The organism is Lewinella sp. IMCC34183 (assembly GCF_003390915.1).
GTDB lineage: Bacteria > Bacteroidota > Bacteroidia > Chitinophagales > Saprospiraceae > Neolewinella.
The window spans coordinates 77,757-97,159 of the sequence record NZ_QMEM01000008.1 but is presented as its reverse complement, the minus strand read 5'-3'; the positions used below and the strand labels follow the sequence as shown (position 1 = coordinate 97,159).

Here is a 19,403-nt window from a genome sequence, read left to right as displayed (position 1 = left end):
CGGGCGAGTAATTGGGCGGCCATAATTTGGCCACTACGGGCAAAACTACGCCCCGGGGCATTTGTTTGTGGTGCCTATGAAGGAAACAAAATTCCGCCGCCTGCGCCGAGATGAGCTCGAAGAGGTCCGGGACCAGTTCGTCAAGTTTCTCAGCGTCAACGGCATCGATGCCGAAAGCTGGGTGCGCATCAAGGCCGAGGATCCGCAGCGGGCCGACGGCCTCATCCTCCAGTTCAGTCAGATCGTCTTCTCCGGGGTGATCGAGCGGGTGGAGTACCTCGTGCAACGCAAACCCCACGACCTGCGCACCTACCGCACCGGGCCCGACAAGATCGAAATGCGTGGCCTGCTCATCAGCGGGGAAACGAGCGTCGACCTGACCGACAGCGACCTTCCCCCGCAGCAGATCTTCGAGCAGCTCAAGGCCGACGGCGCGGCTCCCAAACTGTACTCCGCAGAGCGGGCCTACTTGCCCATCGGCCGCGACCAGGATGTCTTTCTTCGCATGGAGGAGGGGGCCCTTATCGATTCCGGAGAACTCTTTCACTTGCTCGACGGTCTTAGGTAAGGCACGGTACGGTCGCGTGTGCGAAAGTTATTACCTTATCTCTCCGCCCGTCAACCTATTTCTATGCTGCGCTGCCTCCCCCTGCTGGTCACGTTTCTTTTCTGGTCGGCCTGTGATGGTCCGCAGGACAGCACCACCGCACCCACTACGGCCGCCACCGCGGTACCGCGCACCAACACGGAAACGGCGATCTACAAGGAAGCCGACCAACCCGTCGACGATCGCATCGCCGATCTGCTGGGGAGAATGACCGTGGAGGAAAAAGTGGCCCAGGTGATCTCGGTGTGGGCGGCCAAGCACGACATGGAAACCGAAGCCTACGCTTTCGATCCGGAAAAGGCCCGTCAGCTCATTCCCCACGGCATCGGCCACGTCGCCCGACCGAGCGAACTAAGTGGAAACGGGGAACCGGGGCGGACGGCCGCCGAAACGGTAGAGTACGTCAATGCCATCCAGCGCTACCTCGTCGAGGAAACCCGCCTCGGCATTCCCGCCCTCATGCACGAGGAAAGCCTGCACGGACTGGCCGCCCGCGATGCGACCAGCTGGGGCCAACCCATTGCCGTGGCGGCCACCTTCAACCGCAAGCTCACCCGACAGCTTTACGCTACGGCCGCCCGGCAGGCGGCAAGCCGGGGTGCCCACGTGGTCCTGACGCCCGTGGTAGACGTAGCCCGCGATCCCCGCTGGGGCCGCGTCGAGGAAACCCTCGGCGAAGACCCCTACCTCGCCGGTGAACTGGGCCTGCAGGCTGTCCTCGGGTTTCAGGGCGACAACGACCGGTGGGATCCGGGGGAAGTATTTGCTACCCTGAAACACATGGCCGGTCACGGTGAACCCGAAGGCGGCAATAACATCGCGCCCGCCAACATCAGTGAGCGCACCCTCCGGGAGGTGTTTCTCTACCCCTTCAAACATATCGTGGCGAACAGCAACGTCCGCAACATCATGGCCAGCTACAATGAGGTCAACGGCGTCCCCAGCCACGCCAACGGCTGGATGCTTAACGACCTGCTGCGGGGGGAATGGGGGTACCGCGGAGCCGTGGTTTCCGACTACTACGGAATCGAGGAACTGAGTACCCGCCATGCCGTAGCTGTCGACCTCAAACAGGCGGCCATTCTGGCCATCAGCAGCGGCGTGGATATCGAACTGCCCGATGCCAAAGCCTTCCCTCTGCTCGTCGAGGCCGTTAACGACGGGGAGCTCAGCGAGTCCATCCTCGATACCGCCGTTGGCCGGATCCTGCGGCAGAAATTTGACCGCGGACTTTTCGAATCACCCTACCTCGACCCGGCCGCAGCCCTTTCCAACACGGCGGTCGACGACGCGCTCGTCCGGCAGGCCGGAACCGAATCCATGATCCTGCTCAAAAACGACGGCCTGCTGCCGCTGAAGGAAGGACTAACCATCGGCGTGGTCGGCCCCAACGCCGACCTCACACTGCTGGGCGGATACTCCAGCGACCCCCAACACTTCGTCACGGTCCGGCAAGGGTTGGAGGCCTATGCGGGGAAGCACGGCGGAAAAGTGATCTATTCAGAAGGAACGCGGGTAACCGAGGCCGGTAGCTGGTACAAGGACCCCGTGATGGTGGTGCGGGAGGAAGACGACCGGGCCCGCATAAAGAAGGCCGTCTCGGACCTCGCGGAGGTGGACGTGATCGTCCTCGCCGTCGGCGGCAACGAGCTCACCAGCCGCGAAGCCTGGGCCGAATCACACCTGGGCGACCGTCCCTCCCTGGAGCTGATGGGCACCCAGAACGAACTCATCGATGCCCTCGCGGCCCTGGACAAGCCCATGATCGGCCTCGTATTCGGCGGCCGCCCGCTCAACATCAGTAATCTGGTAGAAAAATCCACCGCCGTCTTCCAGTGCTTCTACCTCGGACAGGAAACCGGGCACAGCATATCCGACGTACTCTACGGCAGCGTGGCCCCCAGCGGCAAGCTACCGATCAGCATTCCCCGCTCTGCGGGACACATTCCGGCCTACTACAACTACAAGCCGACGGCCCGCCGGGGGTACCTGCTGGAGGACGTCAACGCCCTCTATCCCTTCGGCTACGGCCTTAGCTATACCACCTTCGAGATCGGTGAACCCCGCCTGGGTGCGGCGCAGATGGTGCCGGACGGCAACACTACCGTGTCAGTGGACGTAACCAATACGGGGAAACTGCGGGGCAAGGAAGTGGTGCAACTTTACATCCGTGACGAGTTCAGCTCGGTCACGCGGCCGGTAAAGGAGCTGAAGGGCTTCCGGAAGGTAGAACTCGCCCCGGGGGAATCGCAAACCGTGACCTTCGAGATCGGGTTTGACCAGTTGAGCTTCCTGACCTCTAGCATGGTGTACGCCGTGGAACCCGGTACCTTTCGCCTGATGGTTGGGAACAGCAGCCGGGACGAGGACCTCAAATCGACCACGCTTGCGGTAGTCACCCAGGCGAGGTAGCCTCTCACTAAGGCACCGGCCCGGCGTGGAGCCGAGCCGGTGCGCAAAACAAAATACAGCAGGATAGCTCGTATACGACAAAGCGGTGGCCCGGCGCCGATTGGCCGGACCACCGCTTGCAAAGGGGATAGCTTAGGTTAGATCATTTAAAGGTCGCTGATGCGCTTCTGCACCTCGTAGAGACGCGTATTCTTATCCACGTCCTCTATCCAGGGATCGTGCTCGAGGTAGTTAGCCGAAATTAGTTTGAGGGAGTGGATACGGCTTTTGCTGTCCTTGATCGGCTGCACGTACTTCACCCAGAGGCTTCCCTTGGAGCGGACGGCGTAGATCTTGTTTTCCTTGATCTCGTGCACTCCGGCGATTTGCCGGCAGATAACGACGTCGCCGTCGTTGATGACCGGCTCCATGGAGTTGCCGTTGATGGGGAAGGCTACGAAGCCGTCTCCAAAGAGATCGGGCAGGGAGAAGAACTGCGCCTCTTCCCGGAGGAAACTGTCACCGTCGACGCTGGCGCCGGCGAAGGCTTCCACGGAGGTGAAAAGGATATTCTGCTTGACGGCCACGCCGCTGATGTCCGCGACCTTGGGCAGGTCCATGCCGAAGGGGGTACCGTTGCCCTCGAGCAGGTACTCCTGGTTGACGTTGTACTCGCTGCACACCCGGCGGGCCTGCTCGTAGTTGATGCAGCGCTTGTCGTCGGGGTTGAGGTAGGCCCGGATGATGTGGCCGTAGGAACGATTGTTGAGGATCCGCTTGGCGAAATCACCCAGTCCACGCCCGTTGCGGTCGTTCTTGATGATCTCGCCGCGATCTTCCAGTATCTGGAAAACCTCGCGGAAACGATCGTTCAATTCGCGGCGATCTTCGGTTATCATATTTCGGTATCAGTTTATTTACGGACAAATTAAAACATTTTCAAACAGCCGCGCAAGTTTTCAACAAGAATTCTTAAATAATTGTAGGTATTTAGGGGCCGTACGGGTGGATTTGTTGGTTTTCCACCGTTCCGCTTTCACCGAAATTTTACTGTTTTCCTTCCCGGAGGTATAGGTCCTATTCTCCCAGCATGGTCCGCGCGCTGAGCCCGGCCACGTAGGTAAGCCCCTCTCCCACCGGCCGGCCCCGTTGCTGTAGCAGGGCGGCCTTGATGCCCGCGATTACGCGGGGGGGCTTTGCCGCTATGGCGTCCGCTGTTTGTCCCACCCGGTAGCGGAGTTGCGCGCCGTTACCGAGCGCTTCGGCCACCAGGCCCATGGCCTCCGCCTCCCGCCCGTCGAAGGTGCGGGCGGTGAAGGCCAACTCGGCGGCTACCCCGGGATTGACGATACCGGGCAACCGCTGCAGCGTCCCCAGGTCCGCCACGATGCCCAGGTCGACCTCCTTTACCGAAAAGCGCGCATCCTTGGTGCAGTAGCGCACGTCGCAGGCCGTGAGGATGTCTACCCCGCCCCCGATGCACGCCCCTTCCACGGCGGCGACGACCGGCTTGCGGCAGCGTTCGATGGCCGTCACGCAGTCCTGCAATCCGGCGATGAACGCCGTCACCCGTTCCCGCAGTTCCCCCCCGGTGCCGCGAAACCGCTCCTGCATCTCCTGCAGTACCGTAATGTCCATGCCCGCGCAGAAGTGCCGGTCATTCCCGCGCAGGACGACTACCCGAACCTCCGGATCCGCGTCCGCCCGCTCGCAAGCGGCGCGCAACGCTTCCCAGCCCGCCAGATCCAGGGCATTGGCCCGGTGCGGACGGTTGAAGGTGAGGTAGGCAATGTGTTGGTGCAGCTGGTAGTCCATAAGGGGGATTGATCAGGTCCGCGCGCCGCGTACCAGGCGCATCCGGTCGCCGTGCAGGTGGTCCATTCCGTCTACGTATAGGGTGGTCCCGCTGGTGTAGCTGGACATAGGTCCCGCCAGGTAGAGCACCGCGGCGGCAACTTCTTCCACGGTGCCGTGACGGCCCATGAGGTTGTCTTCCTCCATGCTGTCCAGCAACTGCCGCACCGGTTCCGCGTAGGTGTCCAGTCCCGAGGAAAGGATAGTGCCGGGGGCCACGCAATTGATCCGTACGTTATGGTGGGCCCACTCCTGTGCCAGGCTCTTGGTCAGGTTCTCCACGCCGGCCCGCGCCGCGCCCGTATGGGCCATACCCGGAAAGCCGCGGAGCATATTCACGATGATGTTGACGATGTTACCGCCGGACTGGGGAAGGAAGAAGCGCTTGGCCATGATGCGGCTCACGTAGAAGGTTCCGTTCAGGTTGGTACTGATGACGGCGTTCCAGCCGTTGTCGCTCAGGTTTTCGGCCAAGCCGGGGAACTGTCCGCCGGCATTATTGACCAGCAGGTCCAGCTGTCCGAACTCGTCGGCGATGAAGTCCGCCAGCACTTCGACCTCCCCGCTGTCGCGTATGTCACAGGGGCGCTGCACGCAGGTGCCGTATTCGCGCAGGGCGGCTGCCGCCGCCGCCAGGGGTTCCGGTTTACGGGAACAGATGCATACGCGGGCCCCGAGCCGCAGCAGGGCCTCCGCAATGGCGTAGCCGATACCGGAGCGGCCACCGGTGACCAGGGCGGTCTTGCCCGCGAAGAGGTCGGGGGCAAAGTAGCGGGCGGGCGAGGTAGCGGGATCCATCAGGCGGGAAATTTATTCAGCAGGGCGGCCTGGGCGGCAATCGCTTCGTGGAGTTCCCGTCGTAGCCGCGCGATCAGCTCGGCGGCGGGAGGATTGTCGCGGATGGACGCCACGCCGTGACCGGCACTCCACAGGTTCTTCCAGGCTTTGGCTTCGTGTTCGGCGCCGAAGTCGGCCTTGGCCTTCTGCTCCCACATGTCTTTCGTGATCCCGGCCGCCTCTAAGCTACTGGCCATCCAGTTGGCGGGAATGCCAGATACCGAAGCGGTATACACGATGTCGCGGGTGCCCGACGCCATGATCATTTTCTTATATTCCTCGTCGGCGATAGCCTCCTGGGTGGAGATGAAGCGCGTGCCCATGTAGGCCAGATCGGCCCCCATTTGCAGGGCGGCGGCTACGTCGCGCCCGGTGCTGATGGCCCCGGCCAGCAGGATCACCCCGTCAAACATCTCGCGGATCTCCGCCACGAAGGGAATCGGGTTGAGGGTACCCGCGTGGCCGCCCGCGCCGGCGCAGACCAGGATCAGTCCGTCGACCCCCGCGTCGATGGCCTTCTGGGCGTGGTAGGTATTCGTCACGTCGTGGAAGACCAGACCGCCGTAGCTGTGTACGGCATCCACCACTTCCTTCACTGCTCCCAGGCTGGTGATGACCAGCGGGACCTGTTGACGAACGATGACCTCCAGGTCGGCCTGTACCCGCGGGTTGGTCTTGTGGACGATCAGGTTGACGCCGAAGGGCGGCAGGGCTTTTTCCCGTCGTTCCGCTTCCGCGGCCAACTCGCCCTTGATTTCGACGACCCACTCCTCGAAGCCTTCCGTACTCCGGTTATTTAGCGCCGGAAAAGTACCCAGCACCCCCGCCTTACAGCACTCCAGGACCAGCCGCTGCTGGGATACGATGAACATGGGCGACACCACCACCGGAATATCCAGGTGGAGGTCCGCCAAAATTTCGGACCGACTTTTCATGCCGGCAAAGTAGCGAATATTCGCTAAGCAGTGAGGTACTCCAGCTGCCGGATTAAGGCTTCCTGGCCGGTACCGTGGGCGGACCGTAGGTACGCCTTCATCCGTGTAATTCCGCGACAGTCCTGCGCGCCTCCGCATCAGTCCTGCAAAAATCTGTGGCCATCTGTGCTCGAGCGTAGCGAATCCGTGCTAGCCGCAGGCGATCTGTGTGAAACCTTCCCCCTACACTGACCCGCTTGCTTTCGTTCTTTTCCCTTGATGGAAAAGAACCAAAAGATCAAGCCGGTGCGCCCGCCTCTTCGGGCCCCGAACCCCAAACCGGCTAAAACCTACAAACTCGCGTCGGCAGCTCCCGCTCCGATGGTGTCCGCGGCCGACTGTTGCCGGCGGGCTTCCCGCAGTGTACCGCCCGGCTCATACAATGTAGGTTTCTTCACGCCGGTTCGCGGCCCGGTCCACGGGCGGTCGCAAGGGCGGGGGGCGCTGACCACCGGTGTCTTCGATCCGCTCGGTGCATGCCGGTCAAACGAATAGTGCCGATCGCTTTCAGAGGTGCGCGTCAGTACCGCGGGCAGACCGCAGGTCAGGCCCCCTCCGTGCAATCCTGCATCAGCCGTACACGCCTCGCGTTAGCCCTGCGCGAATCTGTGAAGATCTGTGCCTAAGCGCAGCGCCTCCGTGCCGCCGCAGGCGATCTGTGTTAAACCCTTTCCCGCCATTGACTTCCGTTCTTTTCCCTTGATAGAAAAGAACCAAAAGATCAAGCCGGTGCGCCCGCCTCTTCGGGCCCCGAACCCCAAACCGGCTAAAACCTACAAACTCGCACCAGCCACGCACCCTTCGATCAACCGCGTACCCGAATAATGCCATCATGCTACCGCGGCACCTTCACCGGCTCATACAGTGTAGGTTTTTTCACGCCCGTTCGCGGCCCGGGCCCCGGGCGTTCGCAAGGGCGGGTTGCACCGTCCACGTGTGGCTTCCGTAGGTTTTGTGGCAATTGGTCACGCGGAGAATGCCGATCGCCTGGGGCAATGTGCTTCAGTACCGTGGACGGACCGCAGGTCTGGCCTGAGCCTTGTAATCCAGCAGCCGCAGGCGATCTGTGTGAAACCTGCCCCCCGGTTAACTCTTCGCCCTTAGTCCATAGTTTCACGAAATGATGCGGAGCAACAACCAGCAGGAAACTGCAGCCAACCAAGTACTCCGCACCCGCGTCCCCGCCCCAAAAAGGTATCTTGCCGCCATGGAAACTTCCCCCCGCGACCAGGCCATCGGCGAGTACGCATACCGGCGTATCCGGGACATCGTGGGCGGCCCCGACGCACCGCCCGCGGAGCGCGCCGACGCCCTCCGTCGCCTGCTGCAGGAGCTCGTCGAGAAAGCAACGGAGGTAGATAATCTGCACTTCAGCACGCTGTACGCCCGCATTTCGTACGCCGCTCATAAGTACCAACTGCCCCGGCAGCTGACCTACCAGGAGCGGCAGTTCCGGCGCACCCACGCCGGCAAACTCACCGCGGAGGGGCTGGAGGACCACCTTAGGCTGGGCACCAAACTGGCCGTCGAGTGGACGCTGGCCCTATTCAGCGTAGCCCCACCCGACGATCTGGCTACCCGGACCGCCGCTCCCTTCCCGCCCTACCGGCAGCCGGAAGTCCGTAAGCGATTTTACCTGCTGCGGGTGCTCGTCACGGAGATCGACGCCGGGACGCAACTGCTCACGGTCTGCGAAGAGCAGCGGCCCGAGGTAACCTACGTGATACCCTACGGCGACGTGGAACTGGCCGACTCCCCGGTGCGCGACGCGGTCGCGATCCTGGAAAAGATCGCCGGACCCTACCTGGTGCTGAACCTGATCAACGCCCAGTTGCGCGACGACGGCCGGCTGTACCCGGCCCAGATCGTCATCGAGCCCGACTTCCTCGTCAACGTCACCGACGTGGCCTACTGCTTCAGCGGGGGCTCGGAGTACCAGCCGTGGTCGTCGCTGCCGGGGCGCCTGCTCCCCTTCGAGAAGAAGCCGCCGCTGGTCCGCGGAAACATCGTCAATACTTTCCTGGACCTCCTCATCCAGGACCCGGAGGCGAAGTTCAAGGACGTCCTGCCGGGCATCTTCGCCATGCAGCCCCTGGAACTCTGCACCTTCAGCGACCGGGAAGTGCGGGACCTGGTCGCCGACGTGAAGCACCACTTTCTGACCGTACAGAAGTTCGTGCGCGAACTGCTGACGGAGCTACAGATCGACCGCGAGAAGGTCATGCTGGAACCCACCTTCCTGTCACCCGATTATGGGTTGCAGGGGCGCCTGGACCTGTTGCAGTCGCAGCGCGACACCGAGGCCGACCTGACCTCCATCGTCGAGCTGAAGACCAGCAAGATCTACCAGCCCAACCAGCACGGCATCCGGCCGGACAACTTCATCCAGACCGTCCTGTACGATCTCATGATCAACCGGGCCCTGGGGCGGGAGGCCAACGTACGCTCCTACATCCTGTACAGCGTCGATTATGCGCGGCCGGTGCGGTACGCGCCGCCGCAGTTCACCCACCAGATGGCCGCGCTTACCGCCCGCAATCAACTCGTAGCCGTGGAGATGATGCTGGCCCAGCTCGGTACGGGCGACCTGCGGCGGCAGACCGACGCCCTCTTCGCGCGGCTGTCACCGGAACGCATCCCGAACCTCGGTCGGTTCACCGCCGAGGACCACCGCCGCACGCTGGCGACCTACGGCGAACTCGACGACCTGGAACGCCGCTACTTCGGTGCCTTCCTGGGCTTCGTGGCGCGCGAGCAGCGGCTGGCCAAGATCGGTGAGCAGCGCACCGACCACGTCAACGGGCTGGCCAGTCTGTGGCTGGACGAACGCCGCGACAAGATCGAGCGCTTCGAGTTGCTCGACGGGCTGCGCTTCGCCGACTACGACGTGAAGGAGAACATCCTGCGCCTCGACCGCCCCCGGGCGGAGGACGTGCTCGTCAAGTTCCGGCAGGGAGATATCGTAGCCCTGTACGGCACGCCCGACGCGGTATCCACGCCGGGTGACGCGGTACGCTCGCAGATATTCAAGTCAACGATCATCGAAGTCACCCCGACTTCTCTGCACCTGCGGCCCCGCAACCCCCAGCTTAACGACGGGGCCTTCCGGCGGGCACCCTACTGGGCCGTGGAGAAGGACGTGCTCGACAGCAGCTTCAAGCTGTACTACCTCGGTCTCTACCTCTGGGCCGCGGCGGAACCAGCCTTCCGGCGGCGGTGGCTGGGCCTGGAGCCCCCCGGGCGGGCAGAGCCCCACCCCACCCCCATCGCAGATGCGCTGACCGAGGAGCAGGACCGCATCCTGCAAAAGGTGGTCACGGCCCCCGACTACTTCCTGCTCTGGGGACCGCCGGGTACCGGCAAGACCAGCATGATGCTGCACCACCTTGTCAAGCACCTGCTCACCCATACGCAGGAAAACGTACTGCTGGTAGCCTACACCAACCGGGCCGTCGACGAGATCTGCGAGAGCCTGGAACGAATACGGGATACGTCGGGAGCGCCCTTCCGTGATTACCTGCGCATCGGCAGCCGCCTGGGTACGAGCGAAAAGTACACCGACCGCCTCCTGCAGGTCCGCAGCCAGGGCATACGCAACCGCAAGGAACTGCGCCAACTCATCGACGCCGCACGTATCGTCGTGGGAACGGTATCGAGCGTGGGGGGCAAAAACGAACTGTTCCAACTGAAGACCTTCGACCGCATCGTCGTGGACGAGGCCAGCCAGATCCTGGAACCGCTGCTTGGCGCCCTGCTGACGCGGGCGCCCCGCAGCCTGCTGATCGGCGACCACCGCCAATTACCGGCCGTGGTACAGCAAGGCCCGGCGGGCACGGGAGTGACCGATACAGCACTCCGGGACATCGGCCTTACCAACCTGGGCACCAGCCTGTTCGAGCGTCTCTACCTAACCGCCAGACGAAACGGCTGGACGTGGGCCTACGACCAACTCATGCACCAGGGCAGGATGCATCGGGAGATCATGCTGTTTCCCGCGCTGGAGTTTTACCAGGGGGACCTGCACATCCTGCCGGAGTCCGTAGTCCACCACGAACGGCAACTTCTCCCGCTCTCGCTGGCAGGGGCCGTTACCCCCCTGGAGCAGCAGCTCGCCGCCCGGCGGCTGGTCTTTGTGGCGACGGCAGCCGACGTGGTGTCGGCCGACCCGAAAGTGAACCGTTACGAAGCCGAGATGATGGTGGAGCTTGTGGAAGCCTACCGCCGGCTGTACGCGGACACCGCCCAGCCCCTCGGGCCCGGGGACGTCGGCATCATCACGCCCTACCGCGCCCAGATCGCCGTCATCCGGCGGGAACTGGTAGCGGCGGGGTTGTCACCCGACGACTATACGGTGGATACCGTAGAGCGGTACCAGGGCAGCGCCAAACGGATCATTCTCATGTCGCTCTGCGCCAACCGGGAGGAACAGCTGGAACGCCTGTCCAACCTGAGCAGCGAGGGCGTGGACCGTAAGCTCAACGTGGCCATGACCCGCGCACGGGAGCACCTGGTGCTGGTCGGTTGCCCCGACGTACTGCGGCAAAGTGAGGTATACGCTAAGCTGCTGGCCCACGTTACAACTACACCGGACGCCAGTTGTATCTTACCGTAGAATTTCCCCGTTCATGACGCTTACTACCCTGCTCCTTTACATCGGCCTGGCCGCCCTGGGCCTGACGGCGCTGACGCACGTCGTGCTGAAGTCGACCCGAAACCTGGCCATGAGCCTGCTGCAGAACTTCGTCGGCGCGCTGTTCCTGTTTTCGGGCTACGTCAAGGCGATCGATCCGCTGGGGACGGCCTACAAGATGGAGCAGTACTTCGCCGAGTTTAGCTCCACGGCCGCGGGGGCAGGTGCCGACTGGCTGGCCCCGCTCTTTCCCTGGCTGGCAAGTTTCTCGGAGGGGTTTTCCGTATTCATGATCGTACTGGAGATCGTGCTCGGCATGATGCTCGTCCTCGGCTCACGGCCGCGGCTCACGGCGGGCCTGCTGTTCGTGATGGTGGCCTTCTTCACGATTTTGACCGGCTTTACCTACCTGACCGGCTACGTGCCCTCGGGGGTCAACTTTTTCGCCTTCGCCGACTGGGCGGACTGGACGGACACCAACATGAAGGTGACGGACTGCGGCTGCTTCGGGGACTTCCTGAAGCTGGAGCCCCGCGTAAGCTTCTTCAAGGACGTGGCCCTGCTCGTCCCCTCCCTGCTCTTTCTGCTGGCCCCCTCCCGGCTCCACCAGATATTTAGCCCCGCGGTCCGCGGCGGCCTGGTGGCCGTGACGGCCGCGGGTGCCCTCCTTTTCTCCCTCAGCAACTTCGTGTGGGATCTCCCCGGGCAGGATTTCCGCCCCTTCAAGATCGGCACCGACGTCGCCGCCGTGAAGCAGGCCGAACAGGATGCGGCCGTCGGGGTAACCGTACTCGGTTACGAGATGACCAATAAGGCGACCGGCGAGGTGGTAGAGATGTCTACCGAAGACTTTATGAAGGTCTACAAAGACTACCCCAAGGAGGAGTGGGACATTGAAAACTTCAAGTCCGAGCCAGCCATCGCGGCCACCAAGATCAGCGAATTCGAGGTGAGCGACGCCGAGGGCTACGACATCGTGCCCGACCTGCTCGCCGACCCCGGCTACACCTTCATTATAGTAGCCTACAAGCTCAAGGGCGAGCCCGGAGACTGGAACGCGGAGTACGTTGCCGACTGGAAAGAAGACATTCAGCCCGTCGTGGAGCAAGCCGAAGCGGCCGGCCACCGGGTGATCGCCATGACCAAGTATGCCGACGACGCTGTCCTGGAAAGCTTCCAGGAGGCCGTCGGCGCCGACTACCCCTTCTACCGGGGCGATGACATCCTGCTGAAGACCATTATCCGGTCGAACCCCGGCGTGGTCCTCATGAAGGAGGGAGTGATCGTCAACAAGTGGCACCACGACCAGCTGCCGGCCTTCGACCTCATTGCCGACCGGGATATTTTGGCCGCCTCCCGTAAGTAGTCGGGCTTTTTTCGTTGCTTTGCGGTTCCCGGAGGGGCAGTTTCGCCCTTCCGAACCTTGAAAACCGGATACCCCCATGTTGAGCCGCCGCAACGTTCGTATCAAGATCATGCAGGTCCTGTACGCCGCCCAGCGGCAGGAGCGCCATGATCTACGGGCGATCCGCAGCCACTATACGCAGATGGTGAAGCGCTCCTTCGAGCTTTACCTCCAGAACCTGCTCATCCTGCAGCGTTGCTGCGAATACGCCAAACAGGACCTGGCCACCCGGAACGCCAAATTTCGCCCGACCGAGGAGGACCTCGCCTTCCGCGCCACCCTGGCGACCAACCCCGCCGTTCGCTCGCTTACCGACAACCACGAGCTGAGCCGCCTGTACGACCGGTACCGCATACGGAGCATGGTCGATGCCGACCAGGTCAAGCAGCTCTACCGCGACTTCCTGGCCTCCGACGCCTACGCCAGCTACGCCGCCCTGGAAGAACCCACCCCCGAAGACACCCGGGACGTGCTGCTCGGACTTTACAAGTGGCTGCAGGGACAGGAACTTTTCCTTACCATGGTAGAGGACCACTTCCCACTATGGACGGAAGACAAGAGCCTGGTCGTGGGCGCCATGAAGAAGACCATCAAGGCCCTGCCTACCGACGGATCCTTTTACCAGGAGTACGAAACCACCTCCGAGGCCGTCAGCGAATTCGGTGAGGTGCTGCTGTCCTTCGTGGTCGACGCCAACGACCAGTTGCTGACCCGCATCAAGTCGGTCCTCCAGAACTGGGACGCCGAACGGGTAGCCATCATCGACATGATCCTCCTCAAGATGGCCATCGGCGAGTTTCTCGAATTCGATTCCATCCCGCCCCAGGTCACCCTCAACGAATACCTCGACATCAGCAAGCTGTACAGCACGGACAAGAGCAAGGACTTCCTGAACGGGGTCCTGGATAAGTTGCTGAAGGAATTGCAGGCGGAGGGATTGGTGAAGTAGCGTTCGCTGCGCTCACGGTAGAGAGCTGCGCCGGTAGAGAGCTGCGCTCAGTAGAAACTTGGCCCGTAAACGTCGCGCCTCTACCGCGAGCAAAAGCGAGTCTCTACCAATCAATCTTCCCCCGGTTCTTTTTGATTTCCCCGCGTTCCTTCTTTCGTTTCAGTCGTTTCCGGTTGTTGGCCTTGAAGCTACCGGCTTTCCGCTTCTTGGGTGGATTCCGGATACCCCGTTCCAGTAGCTGGCGCAGGGCTGCGAGGGCGTTGCGGCGATTGCTGTGCTGGGAGCGGCCCGACTGGTCCGTCACCGACAGGCGGCCCTGCCCATCCAGGCGGTTGCCGAACCAGAAGCGGATGTTGTCTCGCTCGCGGCGGCTTAGCCCCTGGCTGGCGTCGACGTCGAGGACCAGCTCCACGCGGCTCTCGGTCTTGTTGACGTGCTGCCCGCCGGCGCCGGAGGAGCGGGAGGTACGCAGCTCCAGTTCTCGTTCGATCACGTCCCAGTTCATCGGTCGATATTGGGTACGAAGGTGAAGGTGCGGTCGTCTAGGTTCAGGGCGCAGAGGTGGCCCATGCCCGGCTTGGTGTGGAAGCAGCCGGCATCGATGTCAAATACGGGGTACGCCCGGCGGCGGGGGTGGGCCTGGGCCTCCAGCTGCAGGCGGGTCAGGGGGGTATGACCGTGGACGATCTTCCGGTCGCCCAGCCAGTCGTAGTCGATGTGGCGGTACCAGTTGCGGCGGTTGAGCATGGCTTTCTTCCCCTTTAGCGGATTCTTGCGGCGAAAGTTCAGGCCGGCGTGTACCAGGATGTAGTCGTCGAGCAGGTAGTAGTGCGGCAGCTGGTTCAGCCAGGTGATGTGCTGGGGATCGATGCGCCCCTCCGGGTTACCCGGTCCGATGTAGCTCGCACGGGTAGAGGCGGCCCCGGCGCTGCGCCAGGCCGAGCGGGAGCGCTTGTCGGCCAGCAGCAGGGCATCCAGCATGTACTGGTCGTGGTTACCGCGCAGGGCATGGACCCGGTACCCGTCGGACTGCAGCCGCAGGATCATCTCCAGGACCTGGGCACTGCGGGGACCGCGATCGACGAAATCACCCAGCAGGTAAAGGTCGTCGGTGGTGCCGAGGCTGATCCGATCCAGCAGGGATTCAAACGTGCGGGCACACCCGTGGATGTCGGAAATGGCAATTCTGCGGGGCATGAGGGTAGGCTACGAAAGCCGCAAAAGTAGGCTGCGGGTTGGGAACGGCACAAAAAAAGCTCCGCCCGCGGTTTGCGGACGAAGCTTCGTTACGCGGGGCTTTCCGAATTACTGGGTAGCGGCGTTGGGGTCGGATACCACGGTGCCGTCGAGGGAGATGACGGTCTGGGCCGGGTTGGTGTTGGCGGTGATGGTCACGCGCTGGTTGCGCTGGCCCACCTTGTTGTTGGTGTCGAAGCGGACGGTGATCTCGCCGGTCTCACCGGGGGCAATCGGGGCGGTCGGCCGCGAAGGCACGGTACAGCCGCAGCTTCCCTTGGCATCGGTGATGATCAGGGGCTCTTCGCCGGTATTGGTAAAGGCGTAGGTATGGGTGATGATCTCACCCTCGGTCACCTCACCGAAGTTGAAGGAGGTTTCCGCGAAATTCATGGCGGTGGTAGGACCGGCGGGAGCGGCTACGCTGGGCTGCATGGGGGCAGCGGCGTTGGGGTTGGCCGGGGTGACGGTCTCGATGTTCTGGCGGGCGGCGTCGCGCACGTCGTCGTTACCCTGCTGGCAGGAAAATACGCTGAGGGCCAGTACGGCGGCACCAAAGAGTGAAGAACGGAAAGTAAGCATACGGAACAGGTTTAATTCTTGACAAATATCCCTCCTATAACACCCCGATTCTCCTAACGGCTAGTAAATGACTTGTTAACGGCGGCAAGGCGCGGGTGCGGAGGACCTTGGCGTACCTTGCAACGCTCAACGCTACCGCTTATGTATACCTGGCTGCTGTTTGATGCCGATAATACGCTTTGGGATTTCAACGCGGCGGAGGCCAGCGCCCTGGAACGCACCCTGCTGCAGTGCGACCTGAAATGGTCCGAGGAGGTACTGGGCACCTACCGGCTGATCAATCGCGCGGCCTGGACCGACTTCGAAAACGGCATCCTGCCCAAGGAGCAACTCCGCGATATCCGCTTCAAGCGTCTCCTGGAACACTACCGCCACGATCACCCGGTCGAAGAGCTCTCGCTGAGCTACCGTACCTACCTGGCCGCCAGCAATCACCTGCTCGCCGGTGCCCGCGACCTGCTCGATACCGTGCGCAGCCGCTACCGGCTGGGACTGATCACCAACGGACTGCGGGAAGTGCAGCGCCCCCGGCTCGCCAATACCGGCATCGCGCCCTACTTCGAATTCATCGCGATCTCCGACGAGGTCGGCGCCGCCAAACCCGATCCGGCCTTTTTCGAGCACGCCGCGCGGGAGATGGGCCACCCCGATCCCGCGAGCGTACTCGTGGTGGGCGACAACCCCAACGCAGACATTGGCGGAGCCCTCGCCTTCGGCTACGACGCCTGCTGGCTCCGTCACCCGGGCGCCGCCGCCCACCCCAAGCTCGGCGCCACGTTCACCATCCGTGATATCCGGGAACTGACGGAGGTACTGGGCATAAAAAAACCGCTTCCTGGAAAGGGAAACGGCAATCTAAACTTGAGTTAAATGAAGTCTGGTCTTGAAGCGGCAGGTGTGCGGACCGCACAATTGATGCCCTTCGCAGGTTATAACCCAACTTGTCAGCCGTTGTTCGTGACAGATTGCACCCGCGCGTCGCCGCAATCACTGGTTGCCGGGCATACCGCGGGTACTGCGTAGTCCGTTCAATGACAAACGGTTAACTTGTCGCCGTTCCTGCTTACTTCGATGATGCATTTGCGTCCCCACCACGTTAGCTATTAAATCCCCAAAAAACATGAGCCGACTCCGTCTCGCCGTACTCGATCTATATAATGGCATCCCCAACCAGGGCATGCGCTGCATCCGGGAGATCGTAGAGCAGTTCTCCGACAGCGTCGAGTACGAGGTCTTCGACGTGCGCGCCCGGCACCAGCTTCCCGACCTGGACTTCGACATCTACATCAGCTCGGGCGGACCCGGCGATCCCCGCGAGGGCGACGGCGTCTGGGAAGGACTCTGGGGGCAGTGGCTGGACGACGTAATGACCTACAACGCCGCCCACGACCGCAAAAAATTCGTGCTGTTCATCTGTCACAGCTTCCAGATGGCCGTCCACCACTTCGGCCTTGCCGAGGTGACCGCCCGGCGGAGTCTCAGCTTCGGCACCTTTCCGATGCACCTGACCGATGAAGGCGCGGAGGACCCCATTTTCACGGGCCTCGACGACCCCTTCACGGCCGCCGACTTCCGCCGTTTCCAGGTGATCCAGCCCGACCAGGACCGCCTGGAAGAACTGGGAGCTACCATCCTGGCGATCGAAAAAGACCGGCCCCACGTCGACCTGGAGCGCGCCACCATGGCCATCCGCTGGACCCCCGAGATCGTCGGCACCCAGTTTCACCCCGAGGCCGACGCGGACGGCATGCTGGAGCATTTCAGCCGCCCCGACATCAAGACGGAGGTGATCGCCGAGCACGGAAGGCAGAAGTGGATCAGCCTGATGGCCGACCTCAGCGATCCGACCAAGATCTCCCACACCCACGATACGGTTATCCCCGGTTTCCTGCGGCGGGCGATCCGCGTCCTCTGTCCCGAACCGGAGATCGCTCGGGGATAGTTCCCGGTGCGGGGTAGCGCGCTGCACCCGGTACGTAGTACCTTTACCCCATGCGCACACCCCCTTTACGCCCTGCAGAATGGGTACTCATCACCGGTGGAACCCACGGGATTGGCCTGGCCCTTGCCAGGGAATCCCTCCGGCAGGGCCTGGGCGTAGCCGTCGTCGGCCTGCCCGACGCCGACCTGGAACACGCGCGTGAAGTACTCGCTGACGAATCCGGGAATACCGCCCGCGTCCTGGCCCTCGACCTGACGGGCAACGGCGCCATTGATCGTGTAGTGGCGTGGCTCGAGGAGGAGGCACTGACCATTAACTACCTGATCAACAACGCCGGCTTCGGGCGCGGCGGGCTCTTCGAGCACACGGCTTGGCCGGAATACCACAAGATGCTGCAGCTCAACAACCAGGTCATGGTGGAGCTTACCTACCGGATGCTGCCCCGCCTGCGGGCGTGCCGCGGCGGTATTCTTAACCTGAGCAGCATGGAGGCAACCCTCCCCCTTCCTTACAAGACCGTCTACACCGGCACGAAGGCCTTCGTCTATAATTTCTCCCTCGCGCTGCGCGAGGAATTCCGGCACCACGGCGTCAGCGTATCGGTACTGTGTCCGGGGCCGGTGATCACCAACGCCGATGGCCTGCGGCGCGTCCACGCCCAGGGTAAGCGCGCCAAACTGTTGGTAACGCTACCCAAGGACATTGCCCCCGTGGCGATCCACGGCATGCTCGCCGGCAAGGCGGTGATCGTGCCCGGCTGGCTGGTTCGGGTACTGGTGTTCACGAGCTACGTGACGCCCCGCGCGCTGCGGATGCGCATTCTGGAGCGGCTGTTCAGCCGCTACCGCGACGAGCGCCCGCTGGCCGCCGCCCCGGTTTCCGCCCGCGGCTGACCCTTACTGCCGCCCCGCCCCCCAGTCGTAAGTGAAGCCGGTAAGCCGCTCGCTTACTTCCCACAGCCGGCGCGCCTCCACGGGATCGTAGCTGCTGGCGTAGGACTGCTTGGGCCGACAGTCGTCCCAGTACAGTCCGCTGGGCGGGGGTTCCTTTACCGTGGCCAGGAAAACGACCGTGGCGGCTCCCTCCTCTGGCGTCTTGTTGCCGCTCATCCGGCGGCGGACCCGCCACGCCAGGCGGTGCAGCCAGGTATTTCCCTTGATGCCGATGTCGGTCTGTACCAGTCCGGGCTGTACCGCACACACGATGGTATCATCCTGCTTGCGGTGGTCGTATTCGTAGCAGTAGAGCACGTTGGCCAGCTTACTCTGGGCGTAGCTGCGCAGGCCGTGGTAGCTGCCGTCGAGATTGAGGTTGTCGAAGCGCATCCCACGCACCTGCCGGTGGCTGTCGCTGGCTACGCAGATGATGCGCGCGCGGGGGCGCAGGTGGTCGCGCAGCAGGCCGGTGAGAAGGTAGACGGCCAGGTGGTTGACGGCGAAGGTGAGCTCCACCCCTTCGGCGGTCAGTTCCTGGGTGGAATTCCACACGCCTGCGTTGTTGACGAGCACGTCGAGCGGGGGCTGTTCCGCCCGGATACGGTCGGCGAGGGCCACCACCTCCGCCCGGCGGGCGAGGTCGGCGTATACGGGCGTCACCCGGTAGCGGGAAAGCTCGGCGGCGGCCCGGCGAGCCTTTTCTAGGGTCCGGCCGTGCAGCAGGACGTGGAACCCCGCTGCCGCCAGGGCACGGGCGGTAGCCAGACCGATGCCGGTGGTGGCGCCGGTGACGAGGGCGGTTGGGGTAGACTCAGTCATCGGCGGTGCGGCGCAGTTCGGTGATCTCTTCCTCCACGCCGCGCAGGCGGGCCCGGCAGTGGGCGATCAGCTGCTCCGCACGGGCTACGCGGGCGTGGAGCTGGTCGATGTCGGCCGGCACCTCCTGCAACTGGGCGAGGATATGCTCCAACTCGGCCTGGGCCTCGGTGTAGGTCATCAAAGGTATTTTCCGCCAATGTAGGGCGTGTCGCCTGGGAAAAGAACATCCGCGGTAGCAAATC

17 protein-coding genes are annotated in these 19,403 nt (G+C 63.0%); 8 read left to right on the top strand and 9 right to left on the bottom strand.

All coding sequences use genetic code 11. From position 1 onward, the window contains the following. The first annotated feature begins 76 nt into the window (after positions 1-76). A complete protein-coding gene (locus tag DQG19_RS16570; protein WP_116127411.1) occupies positions 77-568 on the top strand; it encodes a DUF6495 family protein in 492 nt (163 codons plus the stop codon). Between the two features lie 63 nt (positions 569-631). Beyond that, positions 632-3,019 (top strand): glycoside hydrolase family 3 N-terminal domain-containing protein, encoded by a 2,388-nt coding sequence (locus DQG19_RS16565; RefSeq protein WP_116127410.1) that lies wholly within the window; start codon positions 632-634, stop codon positions 3,017-3,019. 146 nt (positions 3,020-3,165) lie between these two features. Here DQG19_RS16565 and DQG19_RS16560 read toward each other — a convergent pair whose 3' ends face one another. The 4 genes from DQG19_RS16560 to DQG19_RS16545 form a co-directional block, all read right to left on the bottom strand. Then, on the bottom strand, positions 3,166-3,897 hold the full coding sequence (locus tag DQG19_RS16560; protein ID WP_116127409.1) for a helix-turn-helix transcriptional regulator: 732 nt from the start codon (positions 3,895-3,897) through the stop codon (positions 3,166-3,168). 178 nt (positions 3,898-4,075) lie between these two features. Next, entirely contained in the window at positions 4,076-4,813 is a 738-nt protein-coding gene (locus DQG19_RS16555; RefSeq protein ID WP_116127408.1) for an enoyl-CoA hydratase-related protein, read from the bottom strand. A gap of 12 nt (positions 4,814-4,825) precedes the next feature. Continuing rightward, the gene (locus DQG19_RS16550; protein WP_116127407.1) at positions 4,826-5,650 is read right to left on the bottom strand and encodes an SDR family oxidoreductase; all 825 of its coding nucleotides are present in this window, start codon (positions 5,648-5,650) and stop codon (positions 4,826-4,828) included. Next, positions 5,650-6,624: an NAD(P)H-dependent flavin oxidoreductase gene (locus tag DQG19_RS16545; RefSeq protein ID WP_116127406.1), complete on the bottom strand. Its 975-nt coding sequence runs from the start codon at positions 6,622-6,624 to the stop codon at positions 5,650-5,652. Before DQG19_RS16545 ends, DQG19_RS16550 begins: the two co-directional genes overlap by 1 nt. Positions 6,625-7,870: 1,246 nt before the next feature. Here DQG19_RS16545 and DQG19_RS16540 point away from each other — a divergent pair. From DQG19_RS16540 to DQG19_RS16530, 3 genes are all read left to right on the top strand, one after another. Beyond that, positions 7,871-11,275, top strand: coding sequence for a DEAD/DEAH box helicase (locus tag DQG19_RS16540; protein WP_198661778.1), 3,405 nt, complete (start codon positions 7,871-7,873; stop codon positions 11,273-11,275). Positions 11,276-11,288: 13 nt separating this feature from the next. Then, positions 11,289-12,659, top strand: a complete 1,371-nt coding sequence (locus DQG19_RS16535) for a DoxX family protein (RefSeq protein ID WP_116127404.1) — start codon at positions 11,289-11,291, stop codon at positions 12,657-12,659. 76 nt (positions 12,660-12,735) lie between these two features. Continuing rightward, positions 12,736-13,647: a transcription antitermination protein NusB gene (locus tag DQG19_RS16530; protein ID WP_116127403.1), complete on the top strand. Its 912-nt coding sequence runs from the start codon at positions 12,736-12,738 to the stop codon at positions 13,645-13,647. Positions 13,648-13,750: 103 nt separating this feature from the next. On the opposite strand, the gene arfB is transcribed toward DQG19_RS16530, so the two are convergent. The 3 genes from arfB to DQG19_RS16515 form a co-directional block, all read right to left on the bottom strand. After that, the gene (gene arfB / locus DQG19_RS16525; RefSeq protein WP_116127402.1) at positions 13,751-14,152 is read right to left on the bottom strand and encodes an alternative ribosome rescue aminoacyl-tRNA hydrolase ArfB; all 402 of its coding nucleotides are present in this window, start codon (positions 14,150-14,152) and stop codon (positions 13,751-13,753) included. Then, positions 14,149-14,844, bottom strand: coding sequence for a metallophosphoesterase family protein (locus DQG19_RS16520; protein WP_116127401.1), 696 nt, complete (start codon positions 14,842-14,844; stop codon positions 14,149-14,151). Before DQG19_RS16520 ends, arfB begins: the two co-directional genes overlap by 4 nt. 108 nt (positions 14,845-14,952) lie before the next feature. Further along, the gene (locus DQG19_RS16515; RefSeq protein WP_116127400.1) at positions 14,953-15,465 is read right to left on the bottom strand and encodes a DUF1573 domain-containing protein; all 513 of its coding nucleotides are present in this window, start codon (positions 15,463-15,465) and stop codon (positions 14,953-14,955) included. A gap of 141 nt (positions 15,466-15,606) precedes the next feature. Here DQG19_RS16515 and DQG19_RS16510 point away from each other — a divergent pair, with 141 nt between their 5' ends. The 3 genes from DQG19_RS16510 to DQG19_RS16500 all read left to right on the top strand — a co-directional run bounded on the left by DQG19_RS16510 (position 15,607) and on the right by DQG19_RS16500 (position 18,300). After that, positions 15,607-16,335 carry a YjjG family noncanonical pyrimidine nucleotidase gene (locus DQG19_RS16510; protein ID WP_116127399.1) on the top strand — a complete coding sequence of 243 codons (729 nt, stop codon included), beginning with the start codon at positions 15,607-15,609 and terminating at the stop codon, positions 16,333-16,335. A 250-nt stretch (positions 16,336-16,585) separates the two neighbouring features. Further along, a complete protein-coding gene (locus DQG19_RS16505) occupies positions 16,586-17,407 on the top strand; it encodes a type 1 glutamine amidotransferase (protein ID WP_232826545.1) in 822 nt (273 codons plus the stop codon). 50 nt (positions 17,408-17,457) lie between these two features. Continuing rightward, positions 17,458-18,300 (top strand): SDR family NAD(P)-dependent oxidoreductase, encoded by an 843-nt coding sequence (locus tag DQG19_RS16500; RefSeq protein ID WP_116127397.1) that lies wholly within the window; start codon positions 17,458-17,460, stop codon positions 18,298-18,300. Between the two features lie 3 nt (positions 18,301-18,303). On the opposite strand, the gene DQG19_RS16495 is transcribed toward DQG19_RS16500, so the two are convergent. Both DQG19_RS16495 and xseB read right to left on the bottom strand, forming a co-directional pair. Next, positions 18,304-19,161: an SDR family NAD(P)-dependent oxidoreductase gene (locus DQG19_RS16495; protein ID WP_116127396.1), complete on the bottom strand. Its 858-nt coding sequence runs from the start codon at positions 19,159-19,161 to the stop codon at positions 18,304-18,306. Beyond that, a complete protein-coding gene (gene xseB / locus DQG19_RS16490; protein WP_116127395.1) occupies positions 19,154-19,339 on the bottom strand; it encodes an exodeoxyribonuclease VII small subunit in 186 nt (61 codons plus the stop codon). The genes DQG19_RS16495 and xseB overlap by 8 nt, the downstream gene beginning before the upstream one ends. Between the last annotated feature and the right edge of the window lie 64 nt (positions 19,340-19,403).

Excerpts from the sequence above, each read along its gene's own strand:
- DQG19_RS16495 (WP_116127396.1), bottom strand. The coding sequence starts at position 19,161 with ATGACTGAGTCTACCCCAACCGCCCTCGTCACCGGCGCCACCACCGGC.
- DQG19_RS16530 (WP_116127403.1), top strand. The coding sequence starts at position 12,736 with ATGTTGAGCCGCCGCAACGTTCGTATCAAGATCATGCAGGTCCTGTAC.
- DQG19_RS16515 (WP_116127400.1), bottom strand. The coding sequence starts at position 15,465 with ATGCTTACTTTCCGTTCTTCACTCTTTGGTGCCGCCGTACTGGCCCTC.
- DQG19_RS16500 (WP_116127397.1), top strand. The coding sequence starts at position 17,458 with ATGCGCACACCCCCTTTACGCCCTGCAGAATGGGTACTCATCACCGGT.
- arfB (WP_116127402.1), bottom strand. The coding sequence starts at position 14,152 with ATGAACTGGGACGTGATCGAACGAGAACTGGAGCTGCGTACCTCCCGC.
- DQG19_RS16545 (WP_116127406.1), bottom strand. The coding sequence starts at position 6,624 with ATGAAAAGTCGGTCCGAAATTTTGGCGGACCTCCACCTGGATATTCCG.
- DQG19_RS16510 (WP_116127399.1), top strand. The coding sequence starts at position 15,607 with ATGTATACCTGGCTGCTGTTTGATGCCGATAATACGCTTTGGGATTTC.
- DQG19_RS16540 (WP_198661778.1), top strand. The coding sequence starts at position 7,871 with ATGGAAACTTCCCCCCGCGACCAGGCCATCGGCGAGTACGCATACCGG.
- DQG19_RS16550 (WP_116127407.1), bottom strand. The coding sequence starts at position 5,650 with ATGGATCCCGCTACCTCGCCCGCCCGCTACTTTGCCCCCGACCTCTTC.
- DQG19_RS16555 (WP_116127408.1), bottom strand. The coding sequence starts at position 4,813 with ATGGACTACCAGCTGCACCAACACATTGCCTACCTCACCTTCAACCGT.
- DQG19_RS16520 (WP_116127401.1), bottom strand. The coding sequence starts at position 14,844 with ATGCCCCGCAGAATTGCCATTTCCGACATCCACGGGTGTGCCCGCACG.
- DQG19_RS16560 (WP_116127409.1), bottom strand. The coding sequence starts at position 3,897 with ATGATAACCGAAGATCGCCGCGAATTGAACGATCGTTTCCGCGAGGTT.
- DQG19_RS16535 (WP_116127404.1), top strand. The coding sequence starts at position 11,289 with ATGACGCTTACTACCCTGCTCCTTTACATCGGCCTGGCCGCCCTGGGC.
- xseB (WP_116127395.1), bottom strand. The coding sequence starts at position 19,339 with ATGACCTACACCGAGGCCCAGGCCGAGTTGGAGCATATCCTCGCCCAG.
- DQG19_RS16570 (WP_116127411.1), top strand. The coding sequence starts at position 77 with ATGAAGGAAACAAAATTCCGCCGCCTGCGCCGAGATGAGCTCGAAGAG.
- DQG19_RS16505 (WP_232826545.1), top strand. The coding sequence starts at position 16,586 with ATGAGCCGACTCCGTCTCGCCGTACTCGATCTATATAATGGCATCCCC.
- DQG19_RS16565 (WP_116127410.1), top strand. The coding sequence starts at position 632 with ATGCTGCGCTGCCTCCCCCTGCTGGTCACGTTTCTTTTCTGGTCGGCC.